The sequence below is a fragment of the Pseudovibrio sp. M1P-2-3 genome, from assembly GCF_031501865.1.
GTDB classification, from domain to species: domain Bacteria; phylum Pseudomonadota; class Alphaproteobacteria; order Rhizobiales; family Stappiaceae; genus Pseudovibrio; species Pseudovibrio corallicola.
Genome location: NZ_JARRCW010000001.1, coordinates 457,795 through 474,977 on the forward strand (window position 1 = coordinate 457,795; position 17,183 = coordinate 474,977).

11 protein-coding genes are annotated in these 17,183 nt (G+C 51.2%); 4 read left to right on the top strand and 7 right to left on the bottom strand.

Annotation, left to right across the window (positions count from 1 at the left end):
* Positions 1-163 precede the first annotated feature (163 nt).
* From fdxA to P6574_RS02255, 3 genes are all read right to left on the bottom strand, one after another.
* On the bottom strand, positions 164-505 hold the full coding sequence (fdxA, locus tag P6574_RS02245) for a ferredoxin FdxA (RefSeq protein WP_310618767.1): 342 nt from the start codon (positions 503-505) through the stop codon (positions 164-166).
* Between the two features lie 169 nt (positions 506-674).
* Positions 675-1,064 carry an RNA-binding S4 domain-containing protein gene (locus P6574_RS02250; protein WP_310618768.1) on the bottom strand — a complete coding sequence of 130 codons (390 nt, stop codon included), beginning with the start codon at positions 1,062-1,064 and terminating at the stop codon, positions 675-677.
* Between the two features lie 16 nt (positions 1,065-1,080).
* Positions 1,081-4,050 carry a helicase-related protein gene (locus P6574_RS02255; protein ID WP_310618769.1) on the bottom strand — a complete coding sequence of 990 codons (2,970 nt, stop codon included), beginning with the start codon at positions 4,048-4,050 and terminating at the stop codon, positions 1,081-1,083.
* Positions 4,051-4,901: 851 nt separating this feature from the next.
* On the opposite strand from P6574_RS02255, the gene P6574_RS02260 reads away from it, so the two are divergent.
* Positions 4,902-5,621, top strand: a complete 720-nt coding sequence (locus P6574_RS02260) for a LuxR family transcriptional regulator (RefSeq protein WP_310618770.1) — start codon at positions 4,902-4,904, stop codon at positions 5,619-5,621.
* A gap of 277 nt (positions 5,622-5,898) precedes the next feature.
* On the opposite strand, the gene P6574_RS02265 is transcribed toward P6574_RS02260, so the two are convergent.
* A complete protein-coding gene (locus tag P6574_RS02265; RefSeq protein WP_310618771.1) occupies positions 5,899-6,579 on the bottom strand; it encodes an outer membrane protein in 681 nt (226 codons plus the stop codon).
* Between the two features lie 283 nt (positions 6,580-6,862).
* Between P6574_RS02265 and pyc the strand changes: the two genes are divergently transcribed.
* Positions 6,863-10,309 (top strand): pyruvate carboxylase, encoded by a 3,447-nt coding sequence (gene pyc / locus P6574_RS02270; protein WP_310618772.1) that lies wholly within the window; start codon positions 6,863-6,865, stop codon positions 10,307-10,309.
* A gap of 329 nt (positions 10,310-10,638) precedes the next feature.
* The gene (locus P6574_RS02275) at positions 10,639-11,241 is read left to right on the top strand and encodes an acetate uptake transporter (RefSeq protein WP_310618773.1); all 603 of its coding nucleotides are present in this window, start codon (positions 10,639-10,641) and stop codon (positions 11,239-11,241) included.
* 130 nt (positions 11,242-11,371) lie between these two features.
* On the opposite strand, the gene P6574_RS02280 is transcribed toward P6574_RS02275, so the two are convergent.
* The 3 genes from P6574_RS02280 to P6574_RS02290 all read right to left on the bottom strand — a co-directional run bounded on the left by P6574_RS02280 (position 11,372) and on the right by P6574_RS02290 (position 13,918).
* Positions 11,372-12,367 (bottom strand): hypothetical protein, encoded by a 996-nt coding sequence (locus tag P6574_RS02280; protein ID WP_310618774.1) that lies wholly within the window; start codon positions 12,365-12,367, stop codon positions 11,372-11,374.
* A 313-nt stretch (positions 12,368-12,680) separates the two neighbouring features.
* Positions 12,681-13,442, bottom strand: coding sequence for a glutamine amidotransferase (locus tag P6574_RS02285; RefSeq protein ID WP_310618775.1), 762 nt, complete (start codon positions 13,440-13,442; stop codon positions 12,681-12,683).
* 8 nt (positions 13,443-13,450) lie between these two features.
* Complete coding sequence (locus P6574_RS02290) at positions 13,451-13,918, bottom strand: tellurite resistance TerB family protein (RefSeq protein ID WP_310618776.1); 468 nt, start codon at positions 13,916-13,918, stop codon at positions 13,451-13,453.
* 322 nt (positions 13,919-14,240) lie between these two features.
* Between P6574_RS02290 and P6574_RS02295 the strand changes: the two genes are divergently transcribed.
* Positions 14,241-17,117, top strand: a complete 2,877-nt coding sequence (locus P6574_RS02295) for an AsmA family protein (protein WP_310618777.1) — start codon at positions 14,241-14,243, stop codon at positions 17,115-17,117.
* Positions 17,118-17,183 lie beyond the last annotated feature (66 nt).

Below are 17,183 nucleotides of genomic sequence, written 5' to 3' on the forward strand. Positions count from 1 at the left end.
GACTAGTAAGACAAGCGACCTTTTCTACATATAACACATTATCCACGGATTTCCAACTCTTACAGTAAAAATGCCGAGTTGAGCCATCCGCAGATTGTTTTAGGTAATAAATAAGTCGCCAGAAGCCCTAGAGAGGCTCTAGAATATGCCCCGGAAGTGATTCTTATTGATCGCCGGTGCCTGGGTTTGCAGAAAAGTGCTTGTCCAGTTTTTCCTTCACGCCGTCAAACTCCGGTGCCTCTGGCAGCGGGTCTTTGCGAACGGTCAGGTTTGGCCACTTAGCCGCATATTCGGCGTTCAGCTCAATCCACTTTTCAAGGCCCGGGTCCGTGTCCGGCAAAATAGCTTCGGCCGGGCATTCAGGCTCACAAACGCCGCAGTCAATACACTCGTCCGGATCAATGACGAGCATATTCTCACCTTCGTAAAAGCAGTCTACTGGGCACACTTCCACGCAGTCAGTATATTTACATTTAATACAGTTGTCGGTGACTACGTAAGTCATCGTTTTCCTCTTAGATTATTGGCGACACAGTCAATAACAGCCCCAAAGGTTCAAAGGCATCAAGTCTCCACCTTCAAGAGGCAATGCCTACCGTTTTTCCTTGTCCTTCGCAAGTGCATCTATCTCCTGCATTCGTTGCAGGAGAGCGAAATCTTCTTGCTTGAAGGCGCTAATCAGAATCGTTTTCCTTGACGTTCATGAAGTGGATCATTTTGCGTCGTTCCCGCTTGGTGGGCCGTCCAGATCCTCTCTCCCGTTCCCCATGGGCCACCTTCGGTTTGGGTGGGGGAGGAGGAGATAGGTCCTCATAAAGCAACTGGGCTTCGGGTGCAGGCCCCCGGCGGGTTCCAAGCTCCAAAACCTTGAGAATCATTGTCCGCCGTGGAAGTGCGATGGTGAGCACGTCCCCCTTTTTTATGGGATGCTTTGCGGCGCTGATTTTGACTTTATTAACTCTGACATGTCCGGACACTGACAGTTTTTGTGCCAGTGTCCGGGACTTTGTAACGCGCGCATACCAGAGCCATTTGTCAATTCGTTGGCTTGCTTGCGTGTCCATACCTTGATAGGGGCGACTATTTGTCGCCCTTCTCCAGATTTTGTTTCAAGGACATGAGCGCTGCAAACGGTGAATCCATATCCAAAGGTTTTTCACGCCGCGGCTGGGAACCGGCTGAGCCTCTGCTCTTTTGCGGGTTGCTGGATTGAGTTCCGCGTCCTTTGCCGCCAAGTTTTCCTGGTTGGCGACGTGGTTGACGAGGTCCTTTGCGCTCTCCTTCACCTTGAGACTGGTGACGGTGGGAACCTTGAGTCCGCTCACGCTCGCGAGGGCGTGGACGGCGGTCCATACGGCCCGGACGCCAGATTTCCAGTGTAACCGTTTCCATTTCCGCAGCTTCGGCCTCTGCGGTTTCCTCAGATGTCTGCTCAGCTTGAACTTCTTCAGGCTTCACGCTTTCAGCGCTTGCTTCTTCGTTCGCAGGTTCGGAAGTTTCGCCAGATTCAGGAGCATCCGCAGGCGTCTGGGCAGTTTCCTGCTCAGCTTCTGAGGCGTCGAGCTCTTTTGCTTTGACGATTTGTCTTTCAATTTCCTTTGTTTCAAGGCGGTAACCTAGGGACTTAAGGATATTGGAGAAATCTTCGCCAGCGCAGCCAAGCAGGGAGGTCATGGAAACTGTCACAGTAAACGCGCCGCCTTCAGGGCGGGCGCCTTCTGGTGGTTCGATGCCTTCTTCCAAAGGCTTCCACGCAACCAGCGGACGGATAATGTCAGCAAGGCGTTCCAGAATGTCAACGCGCACGGCACGAGGACCGCATACGCGGAAACCGACCACTTTATAAAGTGCGGCTTCGATCTCACTGTCATAAGGCACGGACGTGCGACCGGATGCGGAAAGCTCTGGAAGCTCAGTCAGACCCTTTATACCTTCCTTGTCATTCTTAAGCGCCCAAAGCTGAGCCATTAGCTGGCTTGGGGCTGGTTTAAGAAGGGCAGGAATGAAGATGTGGTAGGCACCAAAGCGAACGCCGATCTTGCGCAAAGTACCGCGCATGGTCTGGTCGAGCTGGCGAATGTCCTCTGCAATCTCCTGACGTTCAATAACGCCAAGACTTTCAGAAAGACGGAACGCAACCCCGCGTGCAATGCCTTCAACGCCTTCAGATTGTTCCAGTTCGAACAACGGCTTGAGCAGGCCTTCTGTATGGGCTTTTACCCAAAGGTCGGTGCGTCCTTGCACCTTGTCCCGCGCAGGGCCGGTCAAGTGTTCGTCGGCAAGCAGGATAAGAGCCGGACGTAACACGTGTTCACCGGCAATCAGGCGCGCCACAGGCTCGCCCTGCCAACGCAAGGTGCCATCTGCCGAAAGAATAAAATCTTCATTGGCGGAATCGGCCAAGCGGTTCGCACGGGTTTCAATTTCGCTCGCTAGAGCTTTTTGGGCAGCGGCACGGACAGCTTTTTCGTCTTGTCCTTCAGCACTGGCGTCCGGCACAAACCGGAAACCCTGGAGCTGGCCAATGTGTTCACCTTCAACAAGTACATCACCGGTGGCGGTGATTTCCGCTTCGAGCATCTTGTTCTCTCTCAGACGTCGCATCAAAACGCTGGTTCGCCGGTCCACAAAGCGCTGTTTAAGCCGTTCGTGAAGGGCATCGGATAATCTATCTTCTATGCCGCGGGTAATTTCCTGCCAATGCGCAGGGTCTTTTAGCCAGTCGGCACGGTTAGCCACAAAGGTCCATGTACGGATGTGTGCAATCCGGTTGGACAGTGTGTCGATATCCCCGTCTGTCCGGTCAGCAAAGGCAATCTGGTTCTGGAACCAGTCATCAGGTATTGCCCCATCCCGAACTAGGTGGGAATAAATCCCCATGACAAGGTCTGCATGGTTGGCCGGTGCTATCTTGCGATAGTCCGGAACCTGACAAACCTCCCACAGGAGCGAGACACGCTCGCGAGTTGTTGCGACAGACCTGATATGACTGTCACGGGAGGAGAGCGTGAGCACTCCGATATCCTCCGCTGGAGGGGCTTTGGTCAAGCCCTCTTCGTTTGGAGAACGGTCCAATGACTGCAAAAGTGCAGATATGGAGGAAAAATTTAAATCAGGGTTGCGCCATTGCAGCACTTTTAGAGGTGCAAACTGGTGAGCTTCCAGCTGATAGACCAAATCGTCTTCGAAACTGTTGACGCGGCCGGTTACACCAAATGTACCGTCACGCAGGTGTCGTCCCGCACGTCCGGCAATCTGTCCAGTCTCCGCAGGCGTCAACTGACGGTACTGGTAGCCGTCGTATTTGCGGTTACCGGCAAAGGCGATGTGATCCACATCCAGGTTCAGCCCCATGCCAATTGCGTCAGTTGCCACCAGCCAGTCCACGTCCCCGTTCTGGAAGAGCTCAACCTGTGCATTGCGTGTGCGCGGCGACAGGGAGCCCAGAACAACGGCGGCACCACCTCTTTGGCGGCGGATCAACTCTGCTATGGCATAAACTTCATCGGCGGAAAACGCGACAATTGCAGAGCGGCGCGGCAGGCGGGTGATTTTCTTGGAACCGGCGTAAGTCAGCACGGACATGCGCGGGCGAGTAATGACATTCAGGCCGGGCAGGAGCTTTTCAAGCAATGGACGAACAGTTGCCGAGCCAAGTAGAAGTGTTTCTTCGCGGCCGCGCAGGTTCAAAATCCGGTCGGTGAAAACGTGGCCACGGTCGAGGTCACCTGCCAGCTGGACCTCGTCGATAGCGACAAAGTCCACGGTAAGGTCCTTGGGCATTGCTTCAACGGTAGAGACCCAGAACCGGGGTTCTTTGGGGATGATCTTCTCTTCGCCGGTAATCAGCGCAACGAGGCTCTCTCCCTTTTTCTCCACCAGCCGCTCATAGACTTCCCGAGCAAGCAGGCGTAAGGGCAGGCCTATCAGGCCTGAGGAATAGGAGCACATGCGCTCTATTGCCAAGTGGGTCTTGCCCGTATTCGTGGGCCCAAGAATTGCTGTTACAGTGCGCGAACGTGCCGCGCGCGGTAGTGTTTTTGTATGCATGTGCAGCTGTTGTCTTCGAAACGGGCGTTGAAGCCTGAAACTAGTCCTTTTCTCGGCATGAGCCGCAATTCAACCTGCCGAATTCCATTGTCTCCGGCTGTTAACGGGGCCCTTCTAGCACAGCCAATACGGCATGTCGCCCTCTCTTTTAAAACTTTGGGGTAATCTTTTAGGACTTAATTGTAAGCTGAATAATTATACTGGGGATATTTTGTGGTGCAGTTGGGGGCAACCTGTCAATTTTCTGCACCAGAAACGACTCGACGCACAGTGACACACAGTTGAGTGGGGATGATTTTCAGGAATTGAGGGCGGTGATATTTCAGTGTTCTCCCTATGTATTCCATAGTTTCACTTGGGGATAATGTGAAGTTCCTTGACCTATTGTTACCCAGATTCGGTTATCCCCGTTTTCCCCTCCTGTGATATATCTCTGCTTTGAATTTTTATGTGACGCGCATAGGTCACGTTTATCGAGTTCATAAGTTGATTTGTTTTTGATGGAAATAGAACGATGTTTGATAAAATATCTCTATTTGAAGATGAGCGATTCGTAATATACGTGTATTAAGTTCTTTAAATGGCAGGTGTAATTATTTTTGTTAGCTGCATAAATAATAATGAAGTGTAATTAATTACAATATTGCATGAAATAGTTTTTCTCATAGTTGAGGTGTCAATGAACACCACATTATAAATGAAGTTATCCTGCTAAATTAGTGTCTATGTATAGTTAAGGTAATGAATATAGGTCCAATACTAAGTCTTGGTTTGTTAATGCACCTTCTAAAACAATCAGCATTTGCGTAGAGTAAGGTTATTGGAGGGCCTAATAGTACGGGGTAAATAATATGAATCCTTTAACTGCTGCACTAGAATTTATTGACTCCATTAACCAAGAGGAAGCACCTGAGGGGGTTGCTCGTCGTCTTTCAGAACTTGGGAATTCTTTCGGTTTTCCTCAGTTTTGCTTAGCTGCTATTCCAGATCCGGGTGTATCTTTTGATGGCGCTATCATGCTCAGCGGTTGGAGCGCTGAGTGGCAAAAACGCTATCTGGACCGGGACTATGTGCAAAATGATCCGCTCATAGCCCAAGCCCGCATTGCTGTTCGTCCATTCTTGTGGTCAAGCGTTTCGCGAGACCGGGAGCTGTCCGCTATGGCACAGCAAATCCTCACCGATGCCAAGGAATATGGCATGGCGGATGGTATTTGTGTCCCTATTCACGGCCTGCAAGGCTATCAAGGCGTCCTGCTTTTGGGCGGCCCTGAAGTTCGCTTGACCGAGCGGGAAATTAGCGTCCTTCACTTGGTGGGAATCTATGCCAGCAACAAGGTCCGTGAGCTGGTGGGGGCCAGTGCGAACCGTCCGCGGCATAGACTTACACCTCGCGAACTGGAGTGCCTGAAGTGGTCAGCGGCAGGCAAAACCAGTTGGGAGATCAGCCAAATACTGAATATCTCCCAGCACACTGCAGATTGGTATCTGGCGTCTGCTGCTCGCAAATTGCACGCCGCAAACCGGACCCATGCAGTGGCAGAAGGGTTCCGGCTTGGATTGATCCGTTAAATCGCCCGGAGTAAATAGGAGGGGTCGGGCTTGCGACCCTTTCTAGGTGATTTACTATCCAAAAAAAACCAGCGCTTTTTGGGACCATAAAAAATAATTAGACAAAAGTTGAGTAAAGTTATCAGGGTGTTCTCAATCGTTTAAGAGAGACCCTTTTAACTTTACTCAAACAAACCCAATTCGGCACCTGAGTTGGACTATCTAAAGTATAGAAAGAAAAAAGTGCAGCCATTACAGTTGCACCTCTTCAGTGCTTATCATCTAAGTTCGCGATCTCTCAGAAAGAGTAGCGCAAACCAAGGTTAAAAGTGTTCTGGATAGCGCTAACGTCTAATGGGCCGAGTGCAGCGCTAACGCCTATAGGGCCGTGCGTAGCGCTAACGTATGTAGACTTGAATGTGTCATAGAACTCAGCATCGTGCAGGTAGTTCAGACTATAATCAGCAATAATATGAAGCTTGTCGTTAAGCTCATAGGCAACACCAGCCGTTAGTTTACCTGCAACATGTATAGTCGTATCAGAGAATTCAACGCTCATATCAACGTTCATATGATTGAACGTGGATTTAGATTCATAATCTATTATGCCGAGACCAAGACCAGCACCGACAAATGGGGTGAATTTGGTGCTGTTATTGAAATCGTAGTAGCCAAGGGCCATCAAAGACCAGATGTCGGCTTTATGTTCCCATGCAGTGCCGGATACATTTCCGGACTTTGAGAGAGCTTGAGAATACGAGCCTTCAATGCCAATGCGCAGGTTGTTGTCAAAAGATCTACCAAAGTTAACGCGACCGATAAAGGCTGTATCATCGATTGAGTTGTCGTCAAATTTAACTTCTCCAAGACTTACACCCGCGGCTGCCTCAACATACCAACCAGCAACCATACTATCTGCAAATGCAGATGTTACAGAGCCCAAAGAAACTGCCGCAACAGCCAGTACTAATTTTATCACTGATATTTCCAATTTTATATATTTCGAAAAAATTCAGCGGTAATCAGTATAAGTTACCATATGGTAAATGGGGAGGAGGGGGAACTGATGTTCAGAGTATGCGTTAGTGGCGGTATGGAACGCCATGTAACCGGTGCCGCGCAAGAAACTGCAATCATTCAACGACCCCGCGTAGATGTTGCAATGCCTCTTTTTAAGACTCATTGCCTAAAAAATATACTTTGCAACCAGATGCCGAGTTTGTAATTAGATGCAGTCTAAATCGATTTAATGGGGGTGTTTTTTGGAAATTCGTCGAATTCTCGTCGCTAATCGTTCTGAAATCGCAATTCGTGTATTTCGGGCCGCTAATGAGTTGGGCATGGACACGGTCGCCGTGTTTGCCGAGCAGGACAAACTTGCCCTGCACCGCTTCAAAGCTGATGAAGCATATCAAGTGGGGAAGGGGCTTGGGCCGATCGAGGCTTATCTTTCCATCGACGAAATTCTGCGAGTTGCCAAGGAACGTAAGGTTGACGCCATCCACCCCGGCTATGGCTTTTTATCCGAAAGCCCCGAGTTTGCAGATGCCTGTGCTGCTGCAGGCATAACGTTTATCGGTCCATCTCCTGACACTATGCGCCGACTGGGCAATAAGGTCTCTGCACGTGAGTTGGCTATTGAAGCCGGTGTGCCGGTGGTTCCGGCAACGGATCCACTGCCCGATGATATGGAGCAGATCAAAAAACTGGCCAAAGGCGTTGGCTACCCTGTGATGCTAAAAGCCTCATGGGGGGGCGGTGGACGCGGCATGCGGGTTATCCGTGATGAGGAAACCCTCGAGCGCGAAGTCGTTTCAGCCAAGCGTGAAGCAAAGGCAGCTTTTGGGAAAGATGAAGTCTACCTTGAAAAGCTGGTGGAGCGTGCCCGCCATGTGGAAGTTCAGATTCTTGGCGACAGCCACGGCAATCTCGTCCACCTTTTTGAACGTGATTGCTCGATCCAGCGCCGCCACCAGAAAGTGGTTGAGCGCGCACCTGCACCGTATCTGAGCGAGAAGAAGCGCGAAGAGATTTGCGAGTACGGGCTCAAAATCGGACGGACAGTTGGATATCAAGGGGCGGGCACCGTTGAGTTCCTCATGGATGCAGACACGGATGAGCTTTACTTCATTGAGGTGAACCCGCGCATTCAGGTGGAGCACACTGTTACGGAAGAGGTGACCGGCATTGATATCGTCAAGGCACAGATTGCCATTGCCGAAGGTGGCCGCATTGGGGATGAGCTGAAAACCGGCGTGCCTGTTCAGGAAAACATCTCTTTGAACGGTCATGCTCTCCAATGCCGCATTACAACAGAAGATCCGGAAGCCAACTTTATCCCTGATTATGGGCGAATCAGTGCTTATCGGGGTTCCACAGGCTTTGGTATTCGTCTGGATGGCGGCACCGCTTACGCAGGTGCGGTGATCACCCGATACTATGATCCGCTTCTGGAAAAAATTACCGCATGGGCTCCAACTGCCGAGCAGGTCTGCCAGCGTATGGATCGGGCCCTGCGGGAATTCCGTATCCGCGGCGTTGCCACCAATCTTCTGTTTCTGGAGCGCATCGTCAGCCACAAGGAGTTCCGCTCCAACAACTACACAACCCGTTTCATTGATGATACGCCGGAGCTGTTTGAAAACATCAAAACCTCTGACCGTGCCACCAAGCTGCTGAACTATGTGGCCGATGTCACAGTGAATGGGCATCCGGAAGTGAAAAGCAGGCCGCGCCCGCCTGCAGATGCCGCCGCGCCGGTTATTCCGATAATCAACAAGCCAATTGCCGATGGCACCAAGCAGATATTGGATAAGCTGGGTCCTGAGGGTTTCGCCAAGTGGATGCTGGACCAAAAACAGGTCTTAGTCACAGATACTACCATGCGCGATGCTCATCAGTCCTTGCTGGCGACCCGCATGCGCACTTTCGATATTGCGCAGATTGCAGATAGCTATGCCAAAGGCCTGCCGCAGCTTCTATCGCTGGAGTGTTGGGGCGGTGCAACGTTTGACGTTGCCATGCGGTTCCTTACCGAAGATCCGTGGGAGCGCCTGCGTTTAGTACGTGAAAAAGCACCAAACATTCTGCTGCAAATGCTTTTGCGTGGTTCCAACGGGGTCGGGTACGCCAACTATCCAGACAACGCGGTTCGTCATTTCATCAAAACTGCTTCTGAGAACGGTATTGACCTGTTCCGCGTGTTCGACTGCCTTAACTGGGTAGAAAACATGCGGGTGTCGCTGGACGCTGTGCAGGAAGAAGGCAAGCTGTGTGAAGCGGCGATCTGTTACACCGGCGATATCCTCAACAGTGCCCGCCCTAAATATGACCTGAAATACTACGTTAATCTGGCAAAAGAGCTGGAAGCAGCTGGCGTGCATATTCTTGGCCTCAAAGACATGGCTGGCCTCTTGAAACCGCAGGCCGCAAAGTTGCTGATTAAGGCGCTGAAAGAGGAAGTGGGTATTCCGGTTCACTTCCACACCCATGATACCTCTGGTATCGCGGCTTCCAGTATTTTGTCCGCCGTCGAGGCTGGAGTTGATGCCATTGATGTGGCATCCGATGCGCTTTCCGGCCTCACATCGCAGCCTTGTATGGGGTCCGTTGTCGAAGCTCTCAAAGGCTCTTCACGAGATCCAAGGCTGGATACGGAAGTGATGCGGGAGATTTCGTTCTACTGGGAGGCCGTGCGCACCCAATACCGTGCCTTTGAAAGTGATCTGCGTTTCGGCGCCTCGGAGGTTTACCTGCACGAGATGCCCGGTGGCCAGTTTACCAACTTGAAGGAGCAGGCCCGTTCTCTTGGCTTGGAAACCCGCTGGCATGAAGTGGCGAAAGCCTATGCAGATGTGAATATGATGTTCGGTGATATCGTCAAGGTGACCCCAAGCTCCAAAGTGGTTGGAGACATGGCGGTGATGATGGTCTCGCAAGGCATTACTCCCGAGGATGTGCTGGACCCCACCAAGGATGTGGCCTTCCCTGAATCCGTGGTGCAGATGATGCATGGCGATTTGGGTCAAGCCCCAGGAGGTTGGCCGGAGGCGTTGCAGGCCAAGGTGCTGAAAGGCACCCAGCCGATTACAGTTCGCCCGGGGTCCTTGCTGAAAGACGAAGATCTGGAGGCCCGCAAGAACGAGCTTTCTGACATTTTGGGGCGAGATGCAGCGGAAACGGAACTGAGCTCCTATCTCATGTACCCCAAAGTCTTCACCGACTTTGTATCCTCCCAAGAGATGTATGGCCCCACAAGTGTTCTGCCCACGCCGAATTACTTTTATGGCCTGCCTGTTGGCGAAGAAATCATGATCGAACTGGAGCCGGGCAAGGTGATGGTGCTCACCTGTCTTGCCATTGGCGAGACCGATGAAAATGGTGAGAAGCGGGTATTCTTTGAGTTGAACGGCCAGCCGCGCCGCGTTCGCATTGCAGACCGTGCTCACGGTGCAAAAGGGGGCAAGGTACGCCGCAAAGTGGAATTGGGCAACCAGAGCCAAGTCGGTGCTCCAATGCCCGGTGTTGTCTCCACCGTAGCTGTGAGTGTTGGGCAAGATGTGAAAGCGGGCGATGTACTGCTTTCAATCGAAGCCATGAAGATGGAAACAGCGCTGCATGCAGAAACGGATGGGGTCGTGAAAGAAGTGCTGGTGGCTTGCGGTGACCAGATTGATGCCAAAGACCTGCTGGTAACTTTTGAGGGGTAAGGCCAACCTGTACTAGTGGGGTCTTGTAAAAAGCCGTTTTAGTTCGGCTGAAAATGAACCCCGGATCAAGTCCGGGGTGACAACCTTGATTAGTAACAAGCTCATCCCGGCCAATGAGTCGGGATCCAAAAGCGATGTATAAGGAACTGATTGGTCTTGCCTCTGTGAAACTACACAGACGCGGATGAAAACGTGCAAAGGTGCGAGGAAATGCTCGCACCTTTTTTATTTTTGTTTATAGACAGGTCCTTTGGTTGCCCAAGGGCCTGCGAGCCGCCCATTAGACTCCTACCGCCTGACAAGACAAAAAAGAATTCGGAGGATGCCTCGTGCAAAGTGAAACAAGTGATCCGGGAGCCGTTGGGTTCGCTGGATTTGGAATGACCACCTTTACGCTGCAAATGCAAAACATCGGATTGCTCGAAGGCACGGGGCCGATCATTTGGCTTGGTTTTTTTGTGGGCGGTCTTGCCCAGTTTATCGCTGGCCTTCAGGCATTTAAAAGCGGCAATAACTTTGGCTACAGCGCTTTCACAATCTACGGCGTTTTCTGGCTGGCATTTTGTGGTCTCCTCACGGGCAACGAACTGGGTTTCTTTGAAAGCACACCAGCGGATATGGGCTGGTTCACCGTGCCGTTTGCAATCTATTCTGCAATTTTGATGTATGCGGCGCTGCATAACACCTTGCAAGATGCGATTACGTCCATCAGCTTGAACATCGGTTTGGCTCTGTCGCTTTTGGGCAGCTTTGTGGATCCTGCGTTTATGGTCGCCTCAGGCTATGCTCTGACTATCACTTCTTTGTCCGCGCTCTACAGCTTTGCGGCCATCATTTATAAAGAAGCACTTGGTCGTGAAGTGCTGCCAAAGGGGCAGCCACTGCTGTGCGCCTCAAAGCCTATGCCCCCAAAGCTGAAATCTGTAGCCTGAAACAGCAAATAACGATGTAACTTGACCCCGGATCAAGTCCGGGGAGACACCCTGTTTATTTCCAAGGGGATACCGATCACCGAGCCGGTATCCATAAATACCCAAAGGTTCCCCTTAATACTGAGTGGTATTAGCGCGATTTTTTCAGGTCCGTCCCTTTAGCTTTTGGGTGGAACGCCCAAATGCGGGAGAGGCGACGGGTCAGGCTTTGTTTCCAACGTAAATTCCGCCGTATATTCAAAAAACTGTCCTCGTCCAGCTGCCGCAACAGGACAAGCAGAGTGCGGACAGCCTCATCAGCCTGATCCGCCCGCCATCCATTCATGGAGACCTCGGGATAAAAAGAAAAGTCCTCCTTAAACAAGGCAGGTAAACTGGAAATGCCAAATTCGGTGTTCAGTTGTCTGTTGCTGTCCCGGTAACGTTCATAAATGGCAATTGCCTGTTTCTTGCTGGGAAGCGCTTGTGGCGAGCGCTGCAGGTTTTGGATGAGTGTTCGGCGCAAATGCCCGTGCGGGAACTGGGCTTCTTCAAGCAGATGATAGAAATGCTTTTCAAGCTGCCCAATGGCCTCGTTCATCCTTAGTTTCTCGATGCGCCCTATGCCGAGCAACTGGCAAAAGTCATCAATTACATCACTATTTTGAAGCTGACTGGCCTCAAACACGCGGGGAATGATATTCTTTTTCCCAAACACATTGCTCCAGATTTTTAAGCGCTGGTGGTAGTTGAGGTAGTTATCAAAGTGTGGCTCAAAGTCCGGAATAGCTTTGGTGCTGGTTCCATAAAATGACCTCCCCCAAGAGTGACGGTCCTTTTCGGATTGCTGGAAATGGGAGATCAGTTGACGATCCTGCCGCCGCAGGTAGATGATAACTTTCACCTGTGCGAAATACGTCCTCAAGGCCTTATGAAACTGGATCAACTCGCCTTCATCAAACACCCAGGAAAAATGCTCGCTGGAAAAAATAACAGAACCGCTTACGTTTGCGAGCTGTTGGGCGAGCTTTTCTTTTTCTAAAATGAAAGCCCCTTTGCCACTTTGCAGGTCTGACGTATTGCGCCCCAGCCAAAGGTATGCATGCCCGCGAGGCTCCTCCTTGCCATCCGGCTGCATGCTAAACACGCTAAATCCCTGCTCCGCCAAAACCCTACGGCTATTATACAGGCTATGTTGAAGCGATGTTGTACCGGTTTTGTGACTGCCAATATGGAGGTAAAGTGTCTTGGGTTTTGGTGTATTGTTCACGCTTGTGCCTTGCGCCCTTTAGAGCACGTTGCGTTCATTCGCATTCACGCTTCGCACTCTAACTTTTATATTTCAAACGACAAGAATTCGCTTGAAATACCGGTGTCGTACCTCTTTGGCCTCCTCCTCAACAGTATTGGGGGGAGCCATCTTTTAGCGTTGCACAGGCGGGTCAGTTGTAAAATCCGTGTTATATACTGGTTCTTTCCTTAGGCACTTCCTGCTGTCCATGGGGGTAGCCAATCCACAGGTCTAGAAAATCTCGCAGCCATTGTTGAACTCTTGGCTCGAAGATCTCCCGTCCCGAGAAATGGTCATGCCTGCTTTGTGCTCCCGGGTCCTTCATCCGCTCGGAGGCTTTCGTGGTCCAACGGTGCATCATGGCCTGTGTCAGCTCCGGATGGAATTGAATCCCAAAACCCTTCTCTCCAAAACGAAAGGCTTGATTGGGAAAATCGCCAGGTCCCGAGGCCAGAAGCTCCGCACTTGAGGGAAGAGAAAACCCCTCCTGATGCCATTGGTAAACCTTGGAGGGCCACTGCATGAAGTTCTTGCCCGCCTGCGTTGGCTCAATAGGGTAATACCCGATTTCCACTCGTCCCTTGCCATTGGGCTGCACAGTTCCCCCCAAGTGGCGCGCAAGCATCTGGGCGCCAAGGCAAATTCCCAGATAGGGCTTGTTTTCGGCAAGGGGAACCTTGATCCACTCGGTTTCGCGAAGAATATAGGGATCGGTATCATTGGCAGACTGCGGCCCGCCAAAGATGATGGCACCGGCGTGGTCTTCCATGGTTTCGGGAAGGGGACTGCCAAATCTGGGGCGGCGCATATCCAGCTGGAAGCCACGTTTAACCAGCTCGTGCCCCACACGCCCCGGTGTCGAGCCTTCTTGATGGAGAATAATCAGGACTTTGGGAGCATCTACCGTTTTCAGTGGGGGCTTTGCTTGCACGAATTCTCTCATCGCCCTTTTGCATAGGATTGGGCGACCTTGTGTTTAAGGTCCATTCTGTCGCGGGAGGAGACACCAAGCAATTCGGCAACGCGCCAGATCGTGTTATCTTCGAACTCATGCACCGAGCCGTCTGCATAGACCATCTTCCACATCATCTCGATGATGGTCAGTCGCTCCTGTTCATCCAGCTCCCTTTTAAGAACCGATGTAAACCCATAAAGGTCAACGGACTCTTCATCCCGTTCCTTTGCTTGTTCAATCAGCTCTTTTGTCTGGCTGTCGTCGAGGTGGTAATGTTGTTTAAGAGTATCGTTAAGTGCGGCGATCTCCACATCTTCCACGGTGCCATCAACAGCAATAATGTGAAAAAGCAGAGCAGCAGCAGCCAGACGCGTGTCATCCTCCTGATAACCATGTTTTTTTACATCGCCTTTTGTAAGGTCTTTTAGAAATGATTTTAAAGTGTCCAGCATCAGAAATACCAGTTTGTTATAGGGCTCACCAATGGTAACGCGAAGCAACGCCCATGCCAAATGTTTACATGCCGATTTTGAGGGGCCTGCTTTTACCGTTAAAACTCAAGGAAAACTCTCTCGTTTTCTCCCTTAAATGCCGGTGTAAAACCCGTTGCGAATTCCGCTTAAACTTGGCCGATCTGCGGGTAAGTGAGTAAGGCTCCATATTTTCGTCGCTTTTTCCTTGCCCATGGGGGCTACTTTTTTACCAAGCTGCGGTAAGAACAGGTTTACATGCTTTGGGTAAAAGCGCCGCTCTGAATCGGGTATAGCGAAACGAATGAAACGAGTAAGTCTTTTTCTGGGCGCTTTAATGGCGCTGGTCATTGGTGCCTTGGTGATGGCCCCAAGCCTTGTTCCGCAAGAAAAGTGGACGGCAGCTTTTGCAAAGAACTTCTTTAAGCAAACGGGCTGGGCGCTGCGTTTGGATGGACGCAGCACGTTCAAGCTGCTTCCCTCGCCCGTGCTGGAAGTCGAAAATGTTGGCATTGCCGGCGCCTCGGCCACAAACGGGCTCGAGTTCGCACAAAGTGAGCGTATGGTACTTGGTCTTGGCTGGCTGAGCATTTTGCAAGCAGAGCCGGGCATTGACTATGTGATTTTGGAAAAGCCCCGCTTTGATTTGCAGGTGGATGAAGATGGAACGCGCAGCTGGGCTCCCTCAGTTTCAACAGGGGAAGAGACATCTGGCACTTCCTCCGGTTTCAATCTTACGCAACTATTTACACCGCTCCAGACAGCTGGTGCAGTGGAGCTCCGTGTCGTTCAAGGTGAGCTTAGCTATCAAAACAAGAAGACAAAAGCGGATGTTTCCCTAACGAACCTTGATGCTCTTCTGCTTTCCGCTGGGCATGGGGGAGACCTTACGCTTGAAGGACAAGTAACCTCGCAAGACATTCCCTACCGTTTTGAAGGACGTCTTGGGTCTTTGGCTGCATTTTTTGAAAAAAGACCAAGCTCGGTGGATTTGGCTGTATCCGTGGCAAACGAAGCGGAAGCTGCAGCGCAGGGGCAGGTGACTTGGGCCGGTGCGCCTTTGGGCAATCTGGCGTTGAGTGTTGAAGTCTCCAAACCTGAGGCATTCTTCACCCGCATAGGCCATCCAGTTTCCCCAGAGCTTGAACCGGTTGCAGTGACGGGCAGGGCATCCCTACAGGAAAAGGGCTTGGAACTGCGGGACGTTCGCTTGCAGGCAGGTGAGTTGATGCTGGAAGGCACGGCCAATTGGGAGCGGGGAGATAAGCAAAACCAGTTAACTGCAAAAGTGAACGGTGCGTCAATTCCCTTCCAGACACTACTACAAATGTTAGGCGCTCAAAACCTTGCTGCGGGAGAGGGGGAGGTTTCCCTTACCTTGAGCGCTCAAGGACAGTCTTTGGAGGCACTTGCCAGAGACTTGAATATTGAAGGAACTGCGCGTGTGAAAGACGCAAAATTAGAGCAGATAAAATTGCCAGATGCTCTTGCGCGCAAAGACGATGGCGAGACTTTAGAAGCTCTTGGACTGGATGTAACCTTCTCTGGCGACGGAAGTTCAGCGGTTGTGACTGGTGAGGCCAACTGGCGCGGGGAACCTTTGGAACTTTCAGGCACTGTGACAGATGGATTTGTCGTAAGCCTTAAAGCGGCCAACCCGCGCTTTTCCGCTGGCTATTCAACAGGAGAGCAAAGCGGCTATACCCTGTCTTTTGAAACCGAGCAGTTCGTCAAGTTTGCCAAGTGGTATGGGCTGGAACTCCCTGAAGTGTTGCAGGACAATAAACTGTCTGCCTCCGGTACGTTCTCACAACAAGACGAGGAGCTCCAAGTCAAGGAGCTGTCGGTTTTCTTGGGTGATACACGGCTGGAAGGCGATATTCATGTGACGCAAGAGGCAACTCCTTTGCTAAAAGGCGAGCTGGCTATGTCCGGCCTGTCTGTCGATGGTACCTTTTTGAATGGGCAGGGCGAAGATGGACAAAACAGCACCGGTATCCCGCTGGATCTGTCTCACTTGAACATAGACTTGAACCTTGATTTGCAAGACCTTCGTATTGGCGATCTGGCGGTGGACAGTGCAACCCTCTACGCCCATTCAAAAGATGAACGGCTTTACTGGGATTTTAAACAGGCAAGCCTTTATGGCGGTGCGGCTTCCGGGCGAATTGTGACCCATCTGGAACAGGGCATGCCGGCGTTGGAAGCCGATATTTCCCTTCGCTCTGTAAACGCCGATCCGTTTTTGGCATCAATATCCAACCTGCCACGGGTTGAAGGTACTTTGAATGCGGTAGTGGATGTGGCGAGCAAAGGGGATACGCAGGCCCGGCTGTGGGGAAATGCAGAAGGAGCCCTCAGCTTCCGTCTGGATAACGGACGACTTCATAGTCTGGATCTGGATCAGATGGCCCGCACTTTAAAAGTGAGCGCCATTAAAGGATGGCCTTTGAGTGATGGTGCTTCCACTCCCTTTGTTACATGGGGTGCTGAAGTCACGTTTACCCAAGGCAAAGCCCAGTTCAACGGTTTATCCCTTCAAAGCAACCAGTCCCTTATTGAGGGGCGTGGGGCAATCGACTTGAAAGACGGAACTGTAGATTGGAAACTGGTTCCAAGCTTTATCGAGAAAACAAACCTGCCGATTGACAGTGATAAAGTTCAGTTTGGCCCGCAAGAAACACCTGTTCAGGTGGCTGGGGGCCTGTCACTGCCAGATTTCTCGGTGGGAGAAAAGACCGGTGAAGATACTGCCTCTCTTTCCAGCTCTCGCAGTAAAGCTGGAAAAGAAGTCTCCAAACGCCTTGCAGAACAGTTGTCGGCCCAAAAACTTGCCCGGAAACTGAAAACACAACCTGTAGATGCCAATGATGGAGAAACTCAAACAGCTTCTATCAGGGCAAAAGTCTCTAATGCAGCTGAAAGTGTGGCTGTGGCAGAAACCTCTCTTCCGCCAATGGTGCCGAAAAACAAGCCGGAGGGAATGGCGACAATTTCCGCTGCTCCGCTCAATATAGTTCAGGCTCGAAAGTCGCTTCTACAACGTCAGCGCGATGCGGAGTTTTCCTCCGGAGAAATCGATATTGACGATGTGATTTCAGGCAAAGCAGACGATGCCTCCGTGTTGGAATCTATTGAAAAGGGCTGGGGTATGAACCCGGGCGATTTGTCGGGGGAATAAGTCAAGTTCTAGATAGGGGAGCACTCATGTCAAAGAGAGCTTGCTTCCCTATCTTTGTCAGGAAAC

What these genes read in the sequence shown, in the direction of transcription:
- fdxA (WP_310618767.1), bottom strand. Translation starts at nt 505, where the DNA reads ATGACTTACGTAGTCACCGACAACTGTATTAAATGTAAATATACTGAC.
- P6574_RS02250 (WP_310618768.1), bottom strand. Translation starts at nt 1,064, where the DNA reads ATGGACACGCAAGCAAGCCAACGAATTGACAAATGGCTCTGGTATGCG.
- P6574_RS02255 (WP_310618769.1), bottom strand. Translation starts at nt 4,050, where the DNA reads ATGCATACAAAAACACTACCGCGCGCGGCACGTTCGCGCACTGTAACA.
- P6574_RS02260 (WP_310618770.1), top strand. Translation starts at nt 4,902, where the DNA reads ATGAATCCTTTAACTGCTGCACTAGAATTTATTGACTCCATTAACCAA.
- P6574_RS02290 (WP_310618776.1), bottom strand. Translation starts at nt 13,918, where the DNA reads ATGCTGGACACTTTAAAATCATTTCTAAAAGACCTTACAAAAGGCGAT.
- P6574_RS02295 (WP_310618777.1), top strand. Translation starts at nt 14,241, where the DNA reads ATGAAACGAGTAAGTCTTTTTCTGGGCGCTTTAATGGCGCTGGTCATT.